17 protein-coding genes are annotated in these 16489 nt (G+C 53.0%); 6 read left to right on the forward strand and 11 right to left on the reverse strand.

Annotation, left to right across the window (positions count from 1 at the left end):
• Positions 1-195: 195 nt before the first annotated feature.
• The 3 genes from pfkA (at position 196) to GKC68_RS01360 (ending at position 3176) form a co-directional block, all read left to right on the forward strand.
• On the forward strand, positions 196-1158 hold the full coding sequence (gene pfkA / locus GKC68_RS01350; RefSeq protein WP_006121288.1) for a 6-phosphofructokinase: 963 nt from the start codon (positions 196-198) through the stop codon (positions 1156-1158).
• Positions 1159-1304: 146 nt separating this feature from the next.
• Positions 1305-2294, forward strand: coding sequence for a sulfate ABC transporter substrate-binding protein (locus GKC68_RS01355; RefSeq protein WP_028723165.1), 990 nt, complete (start codon positions 1305-1307; stop codon positions 2292-2294).
• A 108-nt stretch (positions 2295-2402) separates the two neighbouring features.
• The gene (locus tag GKC68_RS01360) at positions 2403-3176 is read left to right on the forward strand and encodes a CDP-diacylglycerol diphosphatase (protein WP_311092490.1); all 774 of its coding nucleotides are present in this window, start codon (positions 2403-2405) and stop codon (positions 3174-3176) included.
• A gap of 31 nt (positions 3177-3207) precedes the next feature.
• Here the strand turns inward: GKC68_RS01360 and tpiA are convergent, their stop codons facing one another.
• Together tpiA and GKC68_RS01370 are read right to left on the reverse strand one after the other, a co-directional pair.
• Complete coding sequence (gene tpiA / locus GKC68_RS01365; RefSeq protein ID WP_064366097.1) at positions 3208-3975, reverse strand: triose-phosphate isomerase; 768 nt, start codon at positions 3973-3975, stop codon at positions 3208-3210.
• 120 nt (positions 3976-4095) lie between these two features.
• Positions 4096-4686 carry a DUF1454 family protein gene (locus tag GKC68_RS01370; protein WP_028723162.1) on the reverse strand — a complete coding sequence of 197 codons (591 nt, stop codon included), beginning with the start codon at positions 4684-4686 and terminating at the stop codon, positions 4096-4098.
• A 97-nt stretch (positions 4687-4783) separates the two neighbouring features.
• Between GKC68_RS01370 and GKC68_RS01375 the strand changes: the two genes are divergently transcribed.
• Complete coding sequence (locus GKC68_RS01375; RefSeq protein WP_028723161.1) at positions 4784-5203, forward strand: DUF805 domain-containing protein; 420 nt, start codon at positions 4784-4786, stop codon at positions 5201-5203.
• 5 nt (positions 5204-5208) lie between these two features.
• Here the strand turns inward: GKC68_RS01375 and fpr are convergent, their stop codons facing one another.
• Positions 5209-5955 (reverse strand): ferredoxin--NADP(+) reductase, encoded by a 747-nt coding sequence (gene fpr / locus GKC68_RS01380; RefSeq protein WP_028723160.1) that lies wholly within the window; start codon positions 5953-5955, stop codon positions 5209-5211.
• Positions 5956-6226: 271 nt separating this feature from the next.
• On the opposite strand from fpr, the gene emrD reads away from it, so the two are divergent.
• Positions 6227-7420, forward strand: a complete 1194-nt coding sequence (gene emrD, locus GKC68_RS01385) for a multidrug efflux MFS transporter EmrD (RefSeq protein WP_047714745.1) — start codon at positions 6227-6229, stop codon at positions 7418-7420.
• Here the strand turns inward: emrD and glpX are convergent.
• The 3 genes from glpX to GKC68_RS01400 all read right to left on the reverse strand — a co-directional run bounded on the left by glpX (position 7410) and on the right by GKC68_RS01400 (position 10905).
• Positions 7410-8420, reverse strand: a complete 1011-nt coding sequence (gene glpX, locus GKC68_RS01390; RefSeq protein ID WP_014604766.1) for a class II fructose-bisphosphatase — start codon at positions 8418-8420, stop codon at positions 7410-7412. The two genes, emrD and glpX, sit on opposite strands and share 11 nt — an antisense overlap.
• Before the next feature lie 94 nt (positions 8421-8514).
• Positions 8515-10026 (reverse strand): glycerol kinase GlpK, encoded by a 1512-nt coding sequence (gene glpK, locus GKC68_RS01395; RefSeq protein ID WP_342656522.1) that lies wholly within the window; start codon positions 10024-10026, stop codon positions 8515-8517.
• Positions 10027-10056: 30 nt separating this feature from the next.
• Positions 10057-10905 carry an MIP/aquaporin family protein gene (locus tag GKC68_RS01400; protein ID WP_028723157.1) on the reverse strand — a complete coding sequence of 283 codons (849 nt, stop codon included), beginning with the start codon at positions 10903-10905 and terminating at the stop codon, positions 10057-10059.
• Positions 10906-11321: 416 nt separating this feature from the next.
• Here GKC68_RS01400 and zapB point away from each other — a divergent pair, with 416 nt between their 5' ends.
• On the forward strand, positions 11322-11561 hold the full coding sequence (gene zapB / locus GKC68_RS01405; RefSeq protein ID WP_014594885.1) for a cell division protein ZapB: 240 nt from the start codon (positions 11322-11324) through the stop codon (positions 11559-11561).
• 53 nt (positions 11562-11614) lie between these two features.
• On the opposite strand, the gene rraA is transcribed toward zapB, so the two are convergent.
• From rraA to cytR, 5 genes are all read right to left on the reverse strand, one after another.
• Positions 11615-12100 carry a ribonuclease E activity regulator RraA gene (rraA, locus tag GKC68_RS01410; protein ID WP_013027693.1) on the reverse strand — a complete coding sequence of 162 codons (486 nt, stop codon included), beginning with the start codon at positions 12098-12100 and terminating at the stop codon, positions 11615-11617.
• A 161-nt stretch (positions 12101-12261) separates the two neighbouring features.
• Positions 12262-13599 carry an HslU--HslV peptidase ATPase subunit gene (gene hslU, locus GKC68_RS01415; RefSeq protein ID WP_028723156.1) on the reverse strand — a complete coding sequence of 446 codons (1338 nt, stop codon included), beginning with the start codon at positions 13597-13599 and terminating at the stop codon, positions 12262-12264.
• A gap of 10 nt (positions 13600-13609) precedes the next feature.
• The gene (gene hslV, locus GKC68_RS01420) at positions 13610-14140 is read right to left on the reverse strand and encodes an ATP-dependent protease subunit HslV (RefSeq protein WP_028723155.1); all 531 of its coding nucleotides are present in this window, start codon (positions 14138-14140) and stop codon (positions 13610-13612) included.
• Between the two features lie 88 nt (positions 14141-14228).
• Entirely contained in the window at positions 14229-15173 is a 945-nt protein-coding gene (gene ftsN / locus GKC68_RS01425; RefSeq protein ID WP_089529056.1) for a cell division protein FtsN, read from the reverse strand.
• Positions 15174-15326: 153 nt separating this feature from the next.
• Positions 15327-16364, reverse strand: coding sequence for a DNA-binding transcriptional regulator CytR (gene cytR / locus GKC68_RS01430; RefSeq protein ID WP_047714746.1), 1038 nt, complete (start codon positions 16362-16364; stop codon positions 15327-15329).
• Between the last annotated feature and the right edge of the window lie 125 nt (positions 16365-16489).

Raw genomic sequence — 16489 nt, forward strand, 5'->3', positions numbered from 1 at the left:
TAAATTAATAAAATGGAAACGGCACGTTTTTAACATTGCTGCAAAAAAATAGTGAAAAGTTGTCTGACCTGAATCAATTCAGCCGCAGGCCTTTGATATACTATCTGCCATTATATGTTGCGCTCATCACAATAGTGTTTATCAGCGTTGAACAGGCCGGATTAACCCTTAGCTTTGAACAATCCAGAGGTTGTCATGATCAAAAAAATTGGTGTACTGACCAGCGGCGGTGACGCCCCAGGCATGAACGCAGCCATTCGCGGCGTGGTTCGCTCCGCGTTAAGTGAAGGGCTGGAAGTTTTTGGTATCTATGACGGCTATCAGGGTTTGTACGAAGATCGCATGATCAATCTCGATCGTTACAGCGTATCTGACATGATCAATCGCGGCGGCACTTTTTTGGGTTCAGCGCGTTTTCCTGAGTTTCGTAACGATGATGTCCGTCAGGTGGCCATTGAAAACCTGAAAAAGCGCGGTATTGATGCGTTAGTCGTCATTGGCGGAGACGGTTCCTATATGGGCGCCAAGCGACTGACTGAGATGGGTTTCCCCTGTATCGGCCTGCCAGGCACGATCGATAACGATGTTGCTGGCACCGATTACACCATTGGCTACTTTACCGCACTGGAGACGGTGGTTGAGGCGATTGACCGCCTGCGTGATACCTCTTCATCACACCAGCGCATCTCCATCGTTGAAGTGATGGGCCGTTACTGTGGTGATTTGACCCTGGCTGCCGCTATCGCGGGTGGATGCGAGTTTATCGTGTTGCCAGAAATTCCCTATACCCGTGAAGAGCTGGTGGCAGAAATTAAGGCCGGCATCGCGAAAGGTAAAAAGCATGCGATTGTTGCTATCACTGAACATATCTGTGATATCGACGATCTGGCACGGTTTATCGAGACCGAAACGAAGCGCGAAACGCGCGCGACGGTACTTGGCCACATTCAGCGTGGCGGTGCGCCGTGCGCTTATGATCGTATTCTTGCATCCCGCATGGGCGCGTATTCCATTGAACTGCTCATGCAGGGCTACGGTGGCCGCTGTGTGGGTATCCAGAACGACAAAATGGTGCACCATGACATCATTGATGCGATCGAGAACATGAAGCGTCCATTCAAGCGTGACTGGATGGATACCGCGAAGCAGCTTTACTGATTTCACTGCATTAACGGGCATGCTCATCAGGCATGCCCTTATACCTTCCGTATATTCCCCATAGTTATAACCGCTTATTTTTAATTCTTTTAGCTCTGAAAACGTTTATGTCACGCTTACCCCATAATGAACTGGGAGAGTGCGCAATGAATAAATGGGCCATCGGTATTAGCTTGTTACTGGCATCAGGCAGTGTTTTGGCGAAGGATATTCAGCTGTTAAACGTTTCTTACGATCCCACCCGTGAGCTGTATGAGCAGTACAACAAGGCCTTCAGTGCTCACTATAAACAGGAAACGGGCGATAATGTGGTGATCCGTCAGTCGCATGGTGGTTCAGGCAAGCAGGCCACATCAGTGATAAACGGCATTCGTGCTGATGTCGTGACGCTGGCGCTGCAGTCTGATATTGATGCGATTGCTGAACGTGGCCGTATTGATAAAAACTGGATTAAGCGTCTGCCGGATAACTCGGCACCTTATACTTCCACGATTGTGTTCCTGGTCCGTAAGGGCAATCCCAAAGGGATCCATGACTGGAACGATCTGATCAAACCTGGCGTTTCCGTCATCACGCCAAATCCAAAAACCTCAGGTGGTGCACGCTGGAATTACCTGGCAGCCTGGGGCTGGGCGTTGGATCACAATAACGGCGATCAGGCAAAAGCGCTAAGCTATGTCAAAGCCCTGTTTAAAAATGTTGAAGTGCAGGATTCTGGTGCGCGCGGTGCGACCAACACCTTCGTTGAGCGCGGCATTGGTGATGTTCTTATCGCCTGGGAAAATGAGGCGTACCTGGCCGTGAATAAGCTGGGCAAAGACAAATTTGAGATCGTGACCCCAAGCGAGTCTATTCTGGCAGAGCCGACGGTTTCCGTGGTGGATAAAGTGGTTGATGAGAAGGGAACGCGCCCAGTGGCTGAGGCCTATCTGAAGTATCTCTATTCGACCGAGGGACAGACTATTGCAGCCGAGAATTACTATCGTCCGCGCAATGCCGAGGTTGCGAAGAAGTTTGCCAGCACCTTTGCCCCTGTAAAATTGTTTACTGTGGACGAGAAATTCGGCGGTTGGGCTAAGGCACAAAAAATCCACTTTGCGGATGGCGGCACCTATGACCAGGTCATGAAGCCGTAACGATCGCCTGACACAATCTAAACCAGCGGAAATGCTGGTTTTTTTATGCGTGACATTCCGGCGCTGTCAGGCGAGGATGCTGACTGATTCAGTATGGAGAGGGTAACTATGCAGGCGAATCGTCGGGCCTTCATCATCATTGCGTTTCTGCTGGTGCTTGTCGTGGCAGGAATGGGGATAGCTTCCCTTCATGTTAAAGGCAATGCCGATGCGCTTTGGCAGATCGTCAGCGAAAAGTGCGTACCCAATCAGCAGAATAACGGGCAACCCGCGCCTTGCCTGCGAGTCGATCTGCAGCAGCGTTATACACTGCTAAAAGACCGTAACGGCCCCTTGCAATACCTGTTAATTCCCGTTGATAAGATAACCGGCATTGAAAGCCCGCGGTTGCTCAGCACAGCCACACCCAATTTTTTCAGCTTTGCCTGGCAGGACAGAGGCGTAGTGGCGCAGAAATTCGGTTCGCCCATTAAAGACACTGTGCTGTCACTGGCGATCAATTCCGAATACGGGCGTACCCAAAACCAGCTACACATTCATATTTCCTGCTTACGGCCCGATGTCCGTCAGCAACTGGATGAACTGGCACCAACTCTCAATGCGCAGTGGAAAGCTGTTACCTTTCTGAACCATCACTATATTGTGCGGGTGCTCAGTCAGGCGGAACTGGATCAACAGAGTGTCTTTATCCGGTTAGCGTCTGAAGTCCCGGATGCTAAGAATGCGATGGGGAAATACGGCATGGCACTGGCAAGCTTACCCGATGGTCGTCTGGTGCTGATGGCGGTAGCGCGCAACTGGCTTTTGCTGAATAAGGGATCGGCAGAGGAGGTGCAGGATCACGACTGCGCCCTGCTACAACCCATAAAAAAAGCGGCCTGAACAGGCCGCTTAGGCAGTGCTAAACCGTAGGTTAGCCTTGTTTAGCCGCGGCTGCAGCTTTGACGATAACAGCGAACGCATCGGCTTTCAGCGACGCGCCGCCAACCAGGGCCCCGTCGATGTCCGGCTGAGTAAACAGCTCGGCAGCGTTTTTATCGTTAACTGAGCCGCCGTACTGAATAATCACTTGCTCAGCGATAGCCGCATCTTTTTTGGCAATGTGGTCACGAATAAATTTGTGAACGGCCTGCGCCTGGGCTGGCGTCGCGGATTTTCCGGTACCGATCGCCCAAACGGGTTCATAAGCGATGACCGCATCTTTGAACGCTTCTGCACCCTGCGTGGTCAGCACCGCATCAAGCTGGCGTGCACACACTTCTTCGGTTTTGCCCGCTTCGTTTTCCGCTTCGGTTTCACCGATGCACAGAACCGGCACCAGGCCAGCGGCTTTCAACACGGCATATTTTTTCGCAATGAACTCGTCACTTTCTTTGTGATAAGTGCGACGTTCTGAGTGACCAATGATGATGTATTTCGCGCCGATATCTTTCAGCATTTCAGCGGACACTTCGCCGGTAAATGCGCCAGAGAGGTTTACATCAACGTTTTGAGCACCCAGAGCGATGTGGCTACCGGAGATGGCGTGTTTAGCCTGATCAAGATAGAGCGCGGGCGGTGCAATAGCGACGCCACAACCCTCAACGCCCGACAGTTCTTTGCGCAGACCGTCGATCAGTTCGGCTGTCATATGCTTGCTGCCATTCAACTTCCAGTTACCCATAACCAGTGGATGTCGCATTCTATCCTCCGCATAACGCGATACATGAAATGGCGCTGCCCCGGGGCAACGTTGTCTGCCAGACAGTATAGAGATCAAATAACGTCGTGGCTTTGCTTTTCGTCATTTTTGCCCCGTCCATCAGGGCGCAGCCAGCGCAAGTTTTACCGGCTCAATGGCAAAGGTTAATCCTTTATCCCCGTTATCAGACACCACAAAACGCAGTGCGCCTTCAACGTGCTCGTAGTATCGTGAGCCTTTGCCTGCTTTAAGTAATGTTTCCAGCTTTTTACGCCCTTCTTCTGGCGTGAGTCCCGGCACAAAAAAACGTAATATTGCGGTCATATAATCCATGGCTCTGGCCTGGGACGCACTTTGATCCGGGCCCGGAACCGGTAGCCAGGTGACCTGCAGCGTTTTAATTTTACCTGTGCCAGGCTCAAGCGCGGTCGAGGAGTAAAGCGTTTCGTTAATCTTGGTGGCTGCCCGCGTCAGATCGGTTTTCTCATCGCGGGCGTCAATGGCGCGATACTCCAGCAGCGGCAGTTGAGGATTCGCGAGATTATACTTTTCACGAAACTGGCCGATAGTCATATCCAGCGTGGGCGCGCCTGTTAACAGATAGGGCGCGGTAGGCATATGTTCGGCCTTGTCGAGTGGCGGCGGATCGGCAGCAAATACCGGAACCGTCAGCGCAAGACTCAGCAACAGTGCGCCTGGCAAATTCTTCATTTTGTCGGCCCTGACCAATAAACTCGGAATCAAATTAGAACGGTTTTTACCTCCAAGGTCAAAAGCGTGCAGGTAAAATTTTGTCTGGGGAGCATGCATGATATTACAGCAATGGTTTTTTTCATTTCGTGGTCGCGTCGGGCGCCGTGATTTCTGGCTCTGGCAGGCAATCTGGTTGCTGTTAACCAGCGTCCTGTTCTTTTTAGCCGGTAACGATCTGGTGGATACCCAAATGGCTGCGTTTGGCATCGTGTGTTTATTGTGGCCGGCCAGCGCCATCGTGGTGAAGCGCCTGCACGATCGCGATCGCCGCGGCTACTGGGCGCTGTTACTGATCGCTGCCTGGTTGTTGATGGCAGGTAACTGGAGCATGACTGGCGATGTCCTGCAGTGGGTTATTGGCCGCGCGCTGCCTTTTATCATTCTGGCAGGACTGATGCTGGACTTAGGCCTGTTTCGTGGCACCGCTGGCGATAACCGCTTTGGTGCCGCACCGGTGCCTTTACGTCTGAAGTGAGCGACTTACCAGTAATTCTCGCTGGTGATATGACCGGGCTTGCGCTTAAGGTGCTTGCGCATGCCGCGTGTCTCTTTCAACAGCTGCTGCGTATCTCGTACCATTTGTGGATTGCCGCAGACCATCACATGGCTGGTTTCTGCATCAATATTCAATCCGGCCGCCCGCTCCAGCTCGCCACTTTCGATTAATGCCGGAACACGTCCGGTTAATGAGCCCATACTTTCTTCACGACTGACGACCGTGATCACCTGCAGTTTGCCGTTATAGATCTGCTGGAGTTGCTGCATTAGCGGTAAAAAGCTGAGGTCGGCTGCGTAACGTGCGGCATGGACCAGAACGATATGTTTAAAGCGATCCAGGCCTTCACCCTGCTGCAAAATGGACAAATAAGGCCCCACTGCCGTACCGGTTGCCAGCATCCATAAGGTCTGACATTCCGGTACTTCATCCAGAATAAAAAAGCCTGCAGCATCTTTGGTAATCATGACCTGCTCACCGGGGCGCAGCGCCTGCAGATGTGGACTCAATTTGCCGTCGGGTACGGTGACTAAGTAAAACTCGAGCAGGTCGTCATTGGGCGCGTTGACGTAAGAGTAAGCACGTTGCACACGTTCACCTTCGATCTCCAGTGCCAGCTTGGCGTACTGCCCGGCACTAAACGGAGCGACAGGGGCCTCAACCCGCAAGCTAAACAGCGCGTCAGTCCAGTTTTTCACTTCCTTTACTTGAGCATTGATCCACTCGGCCATGGTTACTCCTTCAGCGTTGAATCGTCTGGCGAATAAACATCTTCTCTACTGCACTGGCAGATTACCAGTCCGTCAGGCTGCAAAGGCTCTAATCGACAAACTGTAATATTTAGTTTACATCCTGGTTGCAATTATTGACGTGAATTGCCCCGCCACTTTTTATGAATCACTCGCTTTGTCATGAAATCCTGATATTTTCCTGCCACAACGGGTTTCAGCCGTTATTTGTGCTGTTTAATCGTCCCTGTTCGTACAGACCTTTCGTTAAAAGATGATGAAGAAAATAGAAAATCGTCCGTTGCTGATCATGCTCATTGCACTGGTCGCAGTCGGGCAGATGGCTCAGACCATCTATGTACCTGCCATGGCGGCAATGGCGGATGCACTTCAGGTGCGAAATGGCATGATGCAGCATGTCATGGCGGCCTATTTAATCACCTACGGCGGATCGCAGCTGATCTACGGTCCGCTCTCTGACAGCGTGGGGCGCCGTCCGGTGATCCTGGCGGGGATGGCGATCTTTATGATCGGCGCGATTGCCGCCATGATGGCCTCGTCGCTGGATATGCTGGTAACGGGTAGTGCGATTCAGGGCGCGGGCACCGGCGTGGCCGGTGTAATGGCGCGAACCATGCCGCGCGATCTTTATCACGGTCATGCCCTACGCCAGGCGAACAGCTGGCTTAATATGGGCGTGCTCGCCAGTCCTTTAGTGGCACCGGTGATTGGCGCACTGTTAACGCAGCTGTTTGGCTGGCATGCCTGTTTTGCTTTTCTGCTGTTGCTGTGTTTGATGGTGACGGTCGCCATGGCGCGCTGGCTGCCGGAGACGCGCCCGAACAGTGCCGAAGTCACGCCCTTCTTAACACGCTACATCCGGCTGTTACGTGATGCGAATTTCGTCCGTTATCTGGTGCTGCTGATTGGCGCACTGGCCGGCATTGCCGTCTTTGAGGCCAGCTGTGGCGTGCTGCTGGGTGGCGTTCTGGGCCTGAACAGTTTCACCGTCAGTATTTTGTTTATCTTACCTATCCCAGCGGCCTTCTTTGGTGCCTGGTTCGCCGGGCGTGAGCAGCGCTCCTGGCATAGTCTGATGTGGTTTGGCGTCAACAGTTGCCTGCTGGCGGCGGTGTTGATGTGGATACCTGCCTGGTTTGGCATCATGACAATCTGGACGTTATTGATACCGGCGTCGCTGTTTTTCTTTGGCGCGGGAATGCTGTTTCCCCTGGCCACATCCGGTGCGATGGAGCCCTATGCCTGGCTCGCAGGAAGTGCGGGCGCACTGATTGGGGGTTTACAGAATTTGGGTTCGGGGCTGGTGGCGTCCCTCTCGGCGTTGATGCCTCAGCGCGATCAGTTCAGCCTTGGCCTGCTGATGGTTATCACGGCTCTGGTGATGTTGCTGTGCTGGCTGCCGCTTTCGCGACAGCCAGCAGGCGAAAATCAGGCTGTTACAGGATAAAGGGATGTAAAACCGGATCTTTGCGGTCCAGGTAATGCACAGACTGGATGCGGCGAATCGTGCGTGATTTGCCGCGAATTAACAGGGTTTCACTGGTGGCCATATTGCCCTGACGTGTGATGCCCTTCAGCAGATCACCACTGGTGATACCGGTGGCGGCAAAGATCACGTTGTCGTTTCGCGCCATCGCCTGTAGGGGCAGAACTTTTCCTGCCTCAATCCCCATGCCAGCGCAGCGTTTCAGCTCATATTCCCCAATCCGGCGGTTCTCTTCGCTGTCACCTTTTACGTGATGTCGTGCCAGTAATCTGCCCTGCATATCACCGTCCAGCGCACGAATTACAGCGGCTGATACCACGCCTTCAGGCGCGCCGCCAATACCGTACATCACGTCAACTTCGCTGTCGGGCATACAGGTAAGAATAGAGGCCGCCACATCGCCATCAGGGAACGCGAACAGTCTTACGCCCAGCTGTTTAAGCTGCTCGATAACGGCGTCATGACGGGGCTTTGACAGAATGGACACGGTGAGTTGTGACAACGGCTTATTCATGGCGATGGCGATATTACGCAGGTTAATCTCAAGCGGGAGATCCAGATTGATATGGCCCCGCGCCGCCGGACCGACAATAAGCTTCTCCATATACATGTCAGGCGCATGAAGAAAACTGCCTTTGTCACCGACGGCCATCACGGCAAGCGCATTGGCCTGTCCCATGGCCGTCATGCGGGTACCTTCAATAGGATCGACGGCAATGTCCACCGCGTCGCCCTGACCCGTGCCCACTTTTTCGCCGATGTAGAGCATAGGGGCTTCGTCAATTTCCCCTTCGCCGATCACTATCTGTCCATCGATCTGAATGGTATTTAAGACATGACGCATGGCATGAACGGCGGCACCGTCCGCCGCGTTTTTATCGCCGCGCCCTAACCATTTATAACCAGCCAGTGCGGCAGCCTCAGTTACGCGGGAAAATTCAATGGCAAGTTCTCGTTTCATTGCATGTACCTGACAAAAAACAGGCTGGCAGTGTAGCGGAGGGAGAGGGCGGGGAAAAGGCCCGTGACGGAGGACGTCACGGGCGCAGTGCGGATTACTCTTGTTCTTCCCACGCTTGCGCGCGCGCGACAGCTTTCTTCCAGCCGGCATAACGGACGTTACGCTCGGTGGTTTCCAGTGTTGGACGGAATTCGCGCTCAATCACGGCTTTGGCACGGACTTCTTCCAGATCCTGCCAGAAGCCTACCGCCAGACCTGCCAGGTATGCGGCACCCAGCGCAGTGACTTCACGTACTTCAGGTCGCTCAACGCGTGTGCCAAGAATGTCTGACTGGAACTGCATCAGGAAGTTGTTAGCCACTGCTCCGCCGTCCACACGCAGAGCCTGCAGGCGCGTGTTGGCATCATTCTGCATGGCTTCCAGGACATCACGTGTTTGATAAGCGATGGACTCCAGCGTTGCACGGATGATGTGGTTCGCATTAGCACCACGTGTCAGGCCGAACAGCGCGCCACGTGCATAGGGATCCCAGTAAGGTGCACCCAGGCCAGTAAAGGCAGGCACCATATATACACCGTTAGAATCTTTCACTTTCATCGCGAAGTATTCTGAGTCAGCCGAATCGCTGATCAGCTTCATCTCATCGCGTAACCACTGAATGGCCGCGCCGCCGATAAAGACCGCCCCTTCCAGCGCATAGTTGACTTCACCACGTGGCCCGCAGGCAATAGTGGTTAGCAGGCCTTGCGTTGAGGTAACGGCTTCGGTACCGGTGTTCATCAGCATAAAGCAGCCTGTGCCGTAGGTGTTTTTCGCCATTCCCGGCTGAACGCACAGCTGACCATACAGCGCAGCCTGCTGGTCGCCTGCGATACCCGCGATAGGAATACGCGTACCGCCTTTACCACCAATGTTTGTCTGACCATAAACTTCAGAAGAAGATTTCACTTCTGGCAGCATCTCACGCGGGATATCCAGGATTTCCAGCATGCGCTCATCCCACTCAAGCTTGTGAATGTTGAACAGCATGGTACGTGAGGCGTTAGTGTAATCGGTGATGTGCACGCGTCCCTGGGTCATTTTCCACACCAGCCAGGTGTCGACTGTACCAAACAGCAGTTCGCCACGTTTGGCACGCTCGCGCGCACCTTCTACGTTATCCAGGATCCACTTAACTTTGGTGCCAGAAAAGTAAGGGTTAATCACCAAACCGGTGGTGTGCTGGATGTACTCTTCCAGGCCCTCTTTCTTCAGCTTATTACAGTAGTCAGCAGTACGGGGATCCTGCCAGACGATGGCGTTATAGACCGGCTTACCGGTTTCTTTATCCCAGACGATCGCGGTTTCACGCTGGTTAGTAATCCCAATCGCCGCGATTTCATCGGAGCGAATATCGGCATGTGCCAGCACTTCAACCAGCGTAGAACTCTGTGATGCCCAGATATCCATTGGGTCATGCTCTACCCAGCCCGCTTTAGGATAGATTTGGGTAAATTCGCGTTGCGATACCGCCACAATGTTAGCGTCGTGATCCAGCACCACAGCACGTGAACTGGTTGTGCCCTGATCGAGAGCGACGATGTATTTTTTATCGGTGGTAGTCATAAATTCATTCCTGATGATAAAAAGTGGAACTTACGCTTTACGTTCATGCGCGGACGCAATCGGTTTGTCACTGATCGGTGGGGAAATCACCGCACCGGGTAAATGGCGGCCAATCAGGGCGCGATAACCAAAGGCTCCCAGGCAAGCACCGACCAGTGGGCCAAAAATTGGCACAAGGAAATACGGAATCTGATGACCGCCAGTGAAGGCAACGCTGCCCCAGCCAGCCAGCCACTCGAACACTTTCGGTCCGAAGTCACGTGCCGGGTTCAGAGCAAAGCCGGTCAGTGGGCCCATAGAGCCACCAATAACGGCAACCAGCAGGCCAATCAGCAGCGGTGCCATCGGGCCACGCGGGACGCCATTGCCATCGTCGGTCAGTGCCATAATCACGGACATCAGGACTGCAGTAATCACCATTTCAACCAGGAAGGCCTGACCTACGCTAATTTGCGGATTCGGGTAGGTCGAAAAAATGCCCGCCAGGCTCAGGCTTTCAACTGAACCCCGTACCATGTTATGACTTTGTTCGAAATTGATAAACAAGCTGTAGTAAAGTCCGTAGACCAGCGCCGCGCCACAGAAAGCACCGGCGACCTGAGACAGAATATAAGGGAGGACTTTGCGGCCTTCGAAATTAGCGAACAGGCAGAGTGCGACAGTCACTGCCGGGTTGAGATGGGCACCTGACACACCTGCGCTGAGGTAGACCGCCATAGAAACGGCCAGCCCCCAGACGATACAGATTTCCCATTGGCCAAAAGTGGCACCAGCCAGCTTAAGCGCGGCAACGCAACCCGCGCCAAAAAACAGGATCAAACCGGTACCCAGAAATTCGGCAATACACTGACCTTTGAGTGTGGTTGTAGTCTGACTCATGATAGTTGTTCCTGAAGCGAGGTTAAATTTTATCAGTTTTTGTTCTCATTCCGTGAGTCACCCATCTTTGATGTAGGGCTGTTGTTAATTTATCGTTAACGAGCATAAACGAGAAATAGCGAAATCGATTTTTGTGTAGTGTGTCAAAAAAATGCGCGTTTTCGCGTGTTTTGATTTTCCTTAAGCGCCATTCGGGCCGTTTTCATCCGCCTTTACCAGCTTCGCTACGCAAACAGGTGGGAAAGGAACATTTTAGGGTTAGGCTGAAAAATGTTACTGAGGGCGGTCTGCAGGCCCGCGTTGCTGGACTTGCGTGATGAGGCTACATACAATCGGGACAACGTTGCTGGTAAACGCCTTATGTGCGAAAGCTGGCATCATCAACGCCTTGCAGGATTTTAGGAGAGGTCAGAAAGATGTCATTTGAAGTGTTTGAGAAACTGGAAGCAAAAGTACAGCAGGCGATTGATACTATCACCCTGCTGCAAATGGAAATTGAAGAGCTGAAAGAGCAGAACAACAACCTGCGTCACGACGCGCAGAATGCTGCTGGCAACCATGAAGCACTGATGCGCGAAAATCAGCATCTGAAAGAGGAGCAGCATGTCTGGCAAGAACGCCTGCGTGCGCTGTTGGGAAAAATGGAAGAGGTATAAGCCTCAACTAATGCGAAAAACGGGTGCCTGGCACCCGTTTTCGTTTGCTGACATTATTCAATGTCGAGTGGATCTTCCGATAAAATCATACCGGTGTTATCCGCATAGAGATGGTCGCCAGAGAAGAAGGTGACGCCGCCGAAATTTACGCGCACATCGCTTTCGCCAATGCCTTCACCGGCCGCGCCTGCCGGAATCGCGGCGATAGCCTGAATGCCGATTTCCAGTTCTTCCAGTTCGTCCACCTGACGTACCGAACCGTAAACCACGATGCCTTCCCACTCATTCTGCGCTGCCAGTCGGGCAAGCTGCGCATCAACCAAAGCGCGGCGTACTGAGCCACCGCCATCGATCAGCAACACGCGGCCACGACCGTTCTCTTCCAGCAGATCGTAAAGCAGCCCGTTGTCTTCAAAACATTTCACTGTGGTTATCTGACCGCCGAATGAGGTCCGCCCACCGAAATTTGAAAAAAGCGGTTCAACAACGTTCACTTCTTCGTGGTAGATGTCGCAGAGTTCAGAAGTATCGTATTTCATAAGGGTTTCGTCTGTTTGCCACAGGAGCGCTAAGTATATCGCTTAATGCCAATTGTTGGCAAAATCATCAGTGGTAAAAAACCGGTACCGCATCAAGCGCATGCAGAAAAAAGCCCAGCCAAACTGGCCGGGCTTTGATACAGCACATAGACAGATGAACCTTACAGGATGAAGCGGCTCAGGTCTTCGTCTGCAACCAGCTCATCCAGATGTTTACCCACATATTCGGCATCAATGGTGACGGATTCACCGCTCCGATCGCTGGCATCATAGGAAATATCTTCCATCAGACGTTCCAGCACGGTATGCAAGCGACGCGCACCGATGTTTTCAGTGGTTTCGTTGACCTGCCATGCGGCTTCCGCGATGCGACGAATACCATCGTCAGTAAAGTGAATGTTCACGCCTTCGGTATTCATCAGCGCTTTGTACTGCACTGTGACTGAAGCATTAGGTTCGGTCAGGATGCGCTCGAAATCATTCACCGTCAGGGCCTGGAGTTCAACACGGATCGGTAAACGACCCTGCAGCTCAGGAATCAAGTCGGACGGGCTGGCAACCTGGAACGCACCTGAGGCGATAAACAGAATATGGTCAGTCTTGACCATGCCGTGCTTGGTCGACACGGTGCAGCCTTCTACCAGTGGCAGCAGGTCGCGCTGAACGCCTTCACGTGAGACGTCCGGGCCGCCGGCGTTTTGTCCGCCGCGCTTACAGATTTTATCTATCTCATCGATGAACACGATGCCGTGCTGTTCTACCGCATCAATGGCATCCTGCTTCAGCTCTTCCGGATTCACCAGCTTGGCGGCTTCTTCTTCAATCAACAGCTTAAAGGCTTCTTTGATTTTCAGCTTGCGCGGTTTCTGTTTCTGCCCGCCCAGGTTCTGGAACATGGACTGCAGCTGGCTGGTCATCTCTTCCATGCCCGGCGGCGCCATGATTTCAACGCCAGGGCCTGTTGCGGCTAAATCGATCTCAATTTCTTTATCGTCGAGCTGGCCTTCACGCAGCTTCTTGCGGAAAGACTGACGTGCAGATGAAGGCTCGCTGGTTTGTTCCGGCTGTCCCCAGTTATTTTTCGCCGGTGGGATAAGCACATCAAGAATGCGCTCTTCCGCCATTTCTTCTGCGCGATATTTGTTCTTCTCAATGGCCTGGCTGCGCACCATTTTGATCGCGGAGTCCGTCAGGTCACGAATAATGGAGTCGACTTCTTTACCGACATAGCCTACTTCGGTGAACTTGGTGGCTTCAACTTTGATGAACGGCGCGTTGGCCAGTTTTGCCAGACGGCGAGCAATTTCTGTTTTACCCACACCGGTTGGGCCGATCATGAGAATATTTTTAGGTGTCACTTCGTGACGCAGCTCTTCGTCAAGCTGCATACGGCGCCAGCGGTTACGCAGGGCAATAGCCACGGCGCGCTTAGCGCTGTCCTGGCCAATAATAAAGCGGTTCAGCTCGCTGACGATTTCGCGTGGAGTCATCTCAGACATGTTTAAATCCTTACGACTTGGACGTTAATTCTTCGAAATTAACGTTGTGGTTGGTATAGATGCAAATATCGCCAGCGATATTCAGCGATTTCTCAACGATGTCGCGCGCACTCAATTCAGAATTTTCTAACAAGGCGCGGGCAGCGGCCTGGGCATAGGGACCGCCAGAACCGATAGCAATAAGGTCGTTTTCGGGTTGGATGACGTCACCATTACCGCTGATGATCAGCGATGCCGATTCGTCCGCCACCGCCAGCAGCGCTTCCAGGCGGCGTAACATTCTGTCGGTGCGCCAGTCTTTCGCCAGCTCAACGGCCGCTTTCACCAAATGGCCCTGATGCATTTCAAGTTTGCGTTCGAAGAGTTCAAACAGGGTAAAGGCATCTGCAGTGCCGCCAGCAAAGCCAGCAATCACTTTATCGTTGTAAAGACGACGCACTTTTTTGACGTTGCCTTTCATTACGGTATTACCGAGCGTAGCCTGGCCATCGCCGCCAATCACTACCTGGCCGTTGCGTCGAACACTTACTATTGTTGTCACGGGCAGACCCCTTTTACTGTCGGAAAAAAGCTCCGCGCCCAGGGCGCGGAGGATCATGCAGACAGATATGGGGCAGGTTTGACGGGTTTCAACCCCCAACAGCGAGCGGAATGCAGCCGGAATGTCCTGAAGCGCGCAGACGTTTCAGCGTGCTGTCTGCGCTGGCGCGGTCTTTAAAAGGCCCTACCACGACACGATTCCATCCACCGCCGGAGGTCAGACGGCTTTCAAACCCTTCAAACGCCAGTGCGGCGCGTACTGATTCAGCCTGCTCTGTTCCCTTAAACGAGCCACACTGCACCATCCAGCGTTGCGAGGCTGCTTTTTCCGCCGGTTTTGCTTTGGCGGTATCCTGCGTTTTAGGCTGAGCAGTAGGTTCACGCGTAACAGGCGCGGGTTGTGTCTGCTGCACACTCTGCTGTTGCTGAGTATGCTGCTCCTGACGCTGCTGCTGTAGTTGTTGCTGGCGTTGCTGTTGCTGTTGTGCCTGCTGCTGACGTTGCTGCGACTGCAGTTGCTGTTGCTGGAGCTGTTGCTGTCGCTGAAGTTGCTGCACCTGCTGCTGATGCTGCAGCGTTTGCTGGCGTTGAGCTGGCGTCTGCTCGTTCCACGGCACTTCATTTAATTGGGTGGGTTGCTGACGCATATCCGCCTGCATTTGCTCAAGCAGCTGGCGTTGCTCGTCGGTCAGTTGTGTATGCGACTGCACTTCGCCACCGGAGGTAGGCTCGCTTGGGGTCGGCACAGTGACCTGACGGTTTTCCAGCTCTTTGATGTATTTCCAGCGTTCTTCAGGCTTTGGCGGTAAGCCATTACCGTTGGCTTTATGATCCGTAATAACCGGCACGTCTTCTTTCTTGTGGTGCGCCAGGAACCATAAACCACCGGCAAAGGTCACCAATACAGCAACCGCCAGTACAATCATTAATTTAGAGGTGCCTGAACCGCTTTTTGTTTTTTTGCCACGGCTTGGGCTTTTCTTGCGACGCGTCCCTGTTGAACGCCCGCGGCCTACATAATCTTTTTGTGCCACTCTCGTCCTGATACCCTTGAAAATATGATGCCACGTAGGCGAATCCGTTGTTACCACACGCCCGGCAAGGAGCCCGCCATGTTACTTAAGGGCCGGAACTTTGACCAGCAATGATAGCCCTAAGAATCCCCTGAAAATAGCGGAAATTTTTACCTATCTTTCATCCTTTTTTGCCAAAGTTGTGCTACCACGCACCACCAGTTCGGCATCCAGCAGCGTTGAACCGTTATGAGTGCAATTACCCTGTAGTTCATTCAGTAACAGCCGCACGGCTTCACAACCTATCTCAAAACAGGGCTGTTTTACCGTGGTGAGCGGCGGCTCGCAGTAGCGCGAGAGTTCGATATCGTCGAACCCCACAACCGACAGGTCTTCCGGTATGCGCAGGCCCAGCCGTTTTGCCTGGCTGATAGCGCCGATGGCCATGATATCGCTATGACAAAACAGGGCTCGTGGCGGCTGTGGTAAAGCCAATAGCTGATTTATGGCATCAACGCCGGATTCAAAGGTGAAGTCACCCCGAACGATATACGTGGGATCCACGTTGATGCCGCTGCGACGTAAGGCCTGCACATAACCCTGCAGGCGATACTGGCACAGCGCAACGTCTTCCGGTCCCGTCAGGCAGGCAATGCGTTTATGACCCAACTGCAGCAGGTGATTGACCGCGACAAACGAGGCCGTCAGGTTATCGATATTGACGGTGGGTAACGACATTTCTGGCGAGAACTCAATCGCCATCACCATCGGCGGAAGATTGCGCTGCTCTTCAGGACTCACATCAAAGGGTAACTGTGCGCCCAGCAGCACGATGCCATCGATCTGCCGGGTCAGCATCAGGTTTAAAAACGTCCACTCCTGCGGTTTTTGGTGTGCGCAGTCGCCGATAAGCACCAGATAACCAGCCTTTGAGGCGGCGACTTCAACACCGCGGATAATTTCACTGAAGAAAGGATCGCAGATATTGGGGACGATCAGCAGCAGCGTCTGCGTGTCATTGCGTCTGGCATGGCGGGACAGACTCTGGGCGGCATAGCCGACGTCAGCCACGGCCTGTTCGACTTTCTGACGCGTGGCCGAAGAGACTTTTTCCGGGTTCATGAGTGCACGCGACACGGTAGCGGTTGAGACGCCAGCTTTTTCTGCGACGTCTTTCATCGTGGCGGCAGCCGACGGTTGATTCTGATCCAACACATGCTCCTGATGCGTAATCGCGCATTCAACGTTCGTATTGTCTGAGGTAAAAACAGGCCAGGCACCATTGTTATCGATTGCGATGCCGGGCCGTTACTTAATTTGCATAAAAATTGTGACTT

Source organism: Pantoea sp. RSPAM1, from assembly GCF_038816185.1.
Taxonomy (GTDB): Bacteria; Pseudomonadota; Gammaproteobacteria; order Enterobacterales; family Enterobacteriaceae; genus Pantoea; species Pantoea ananatis.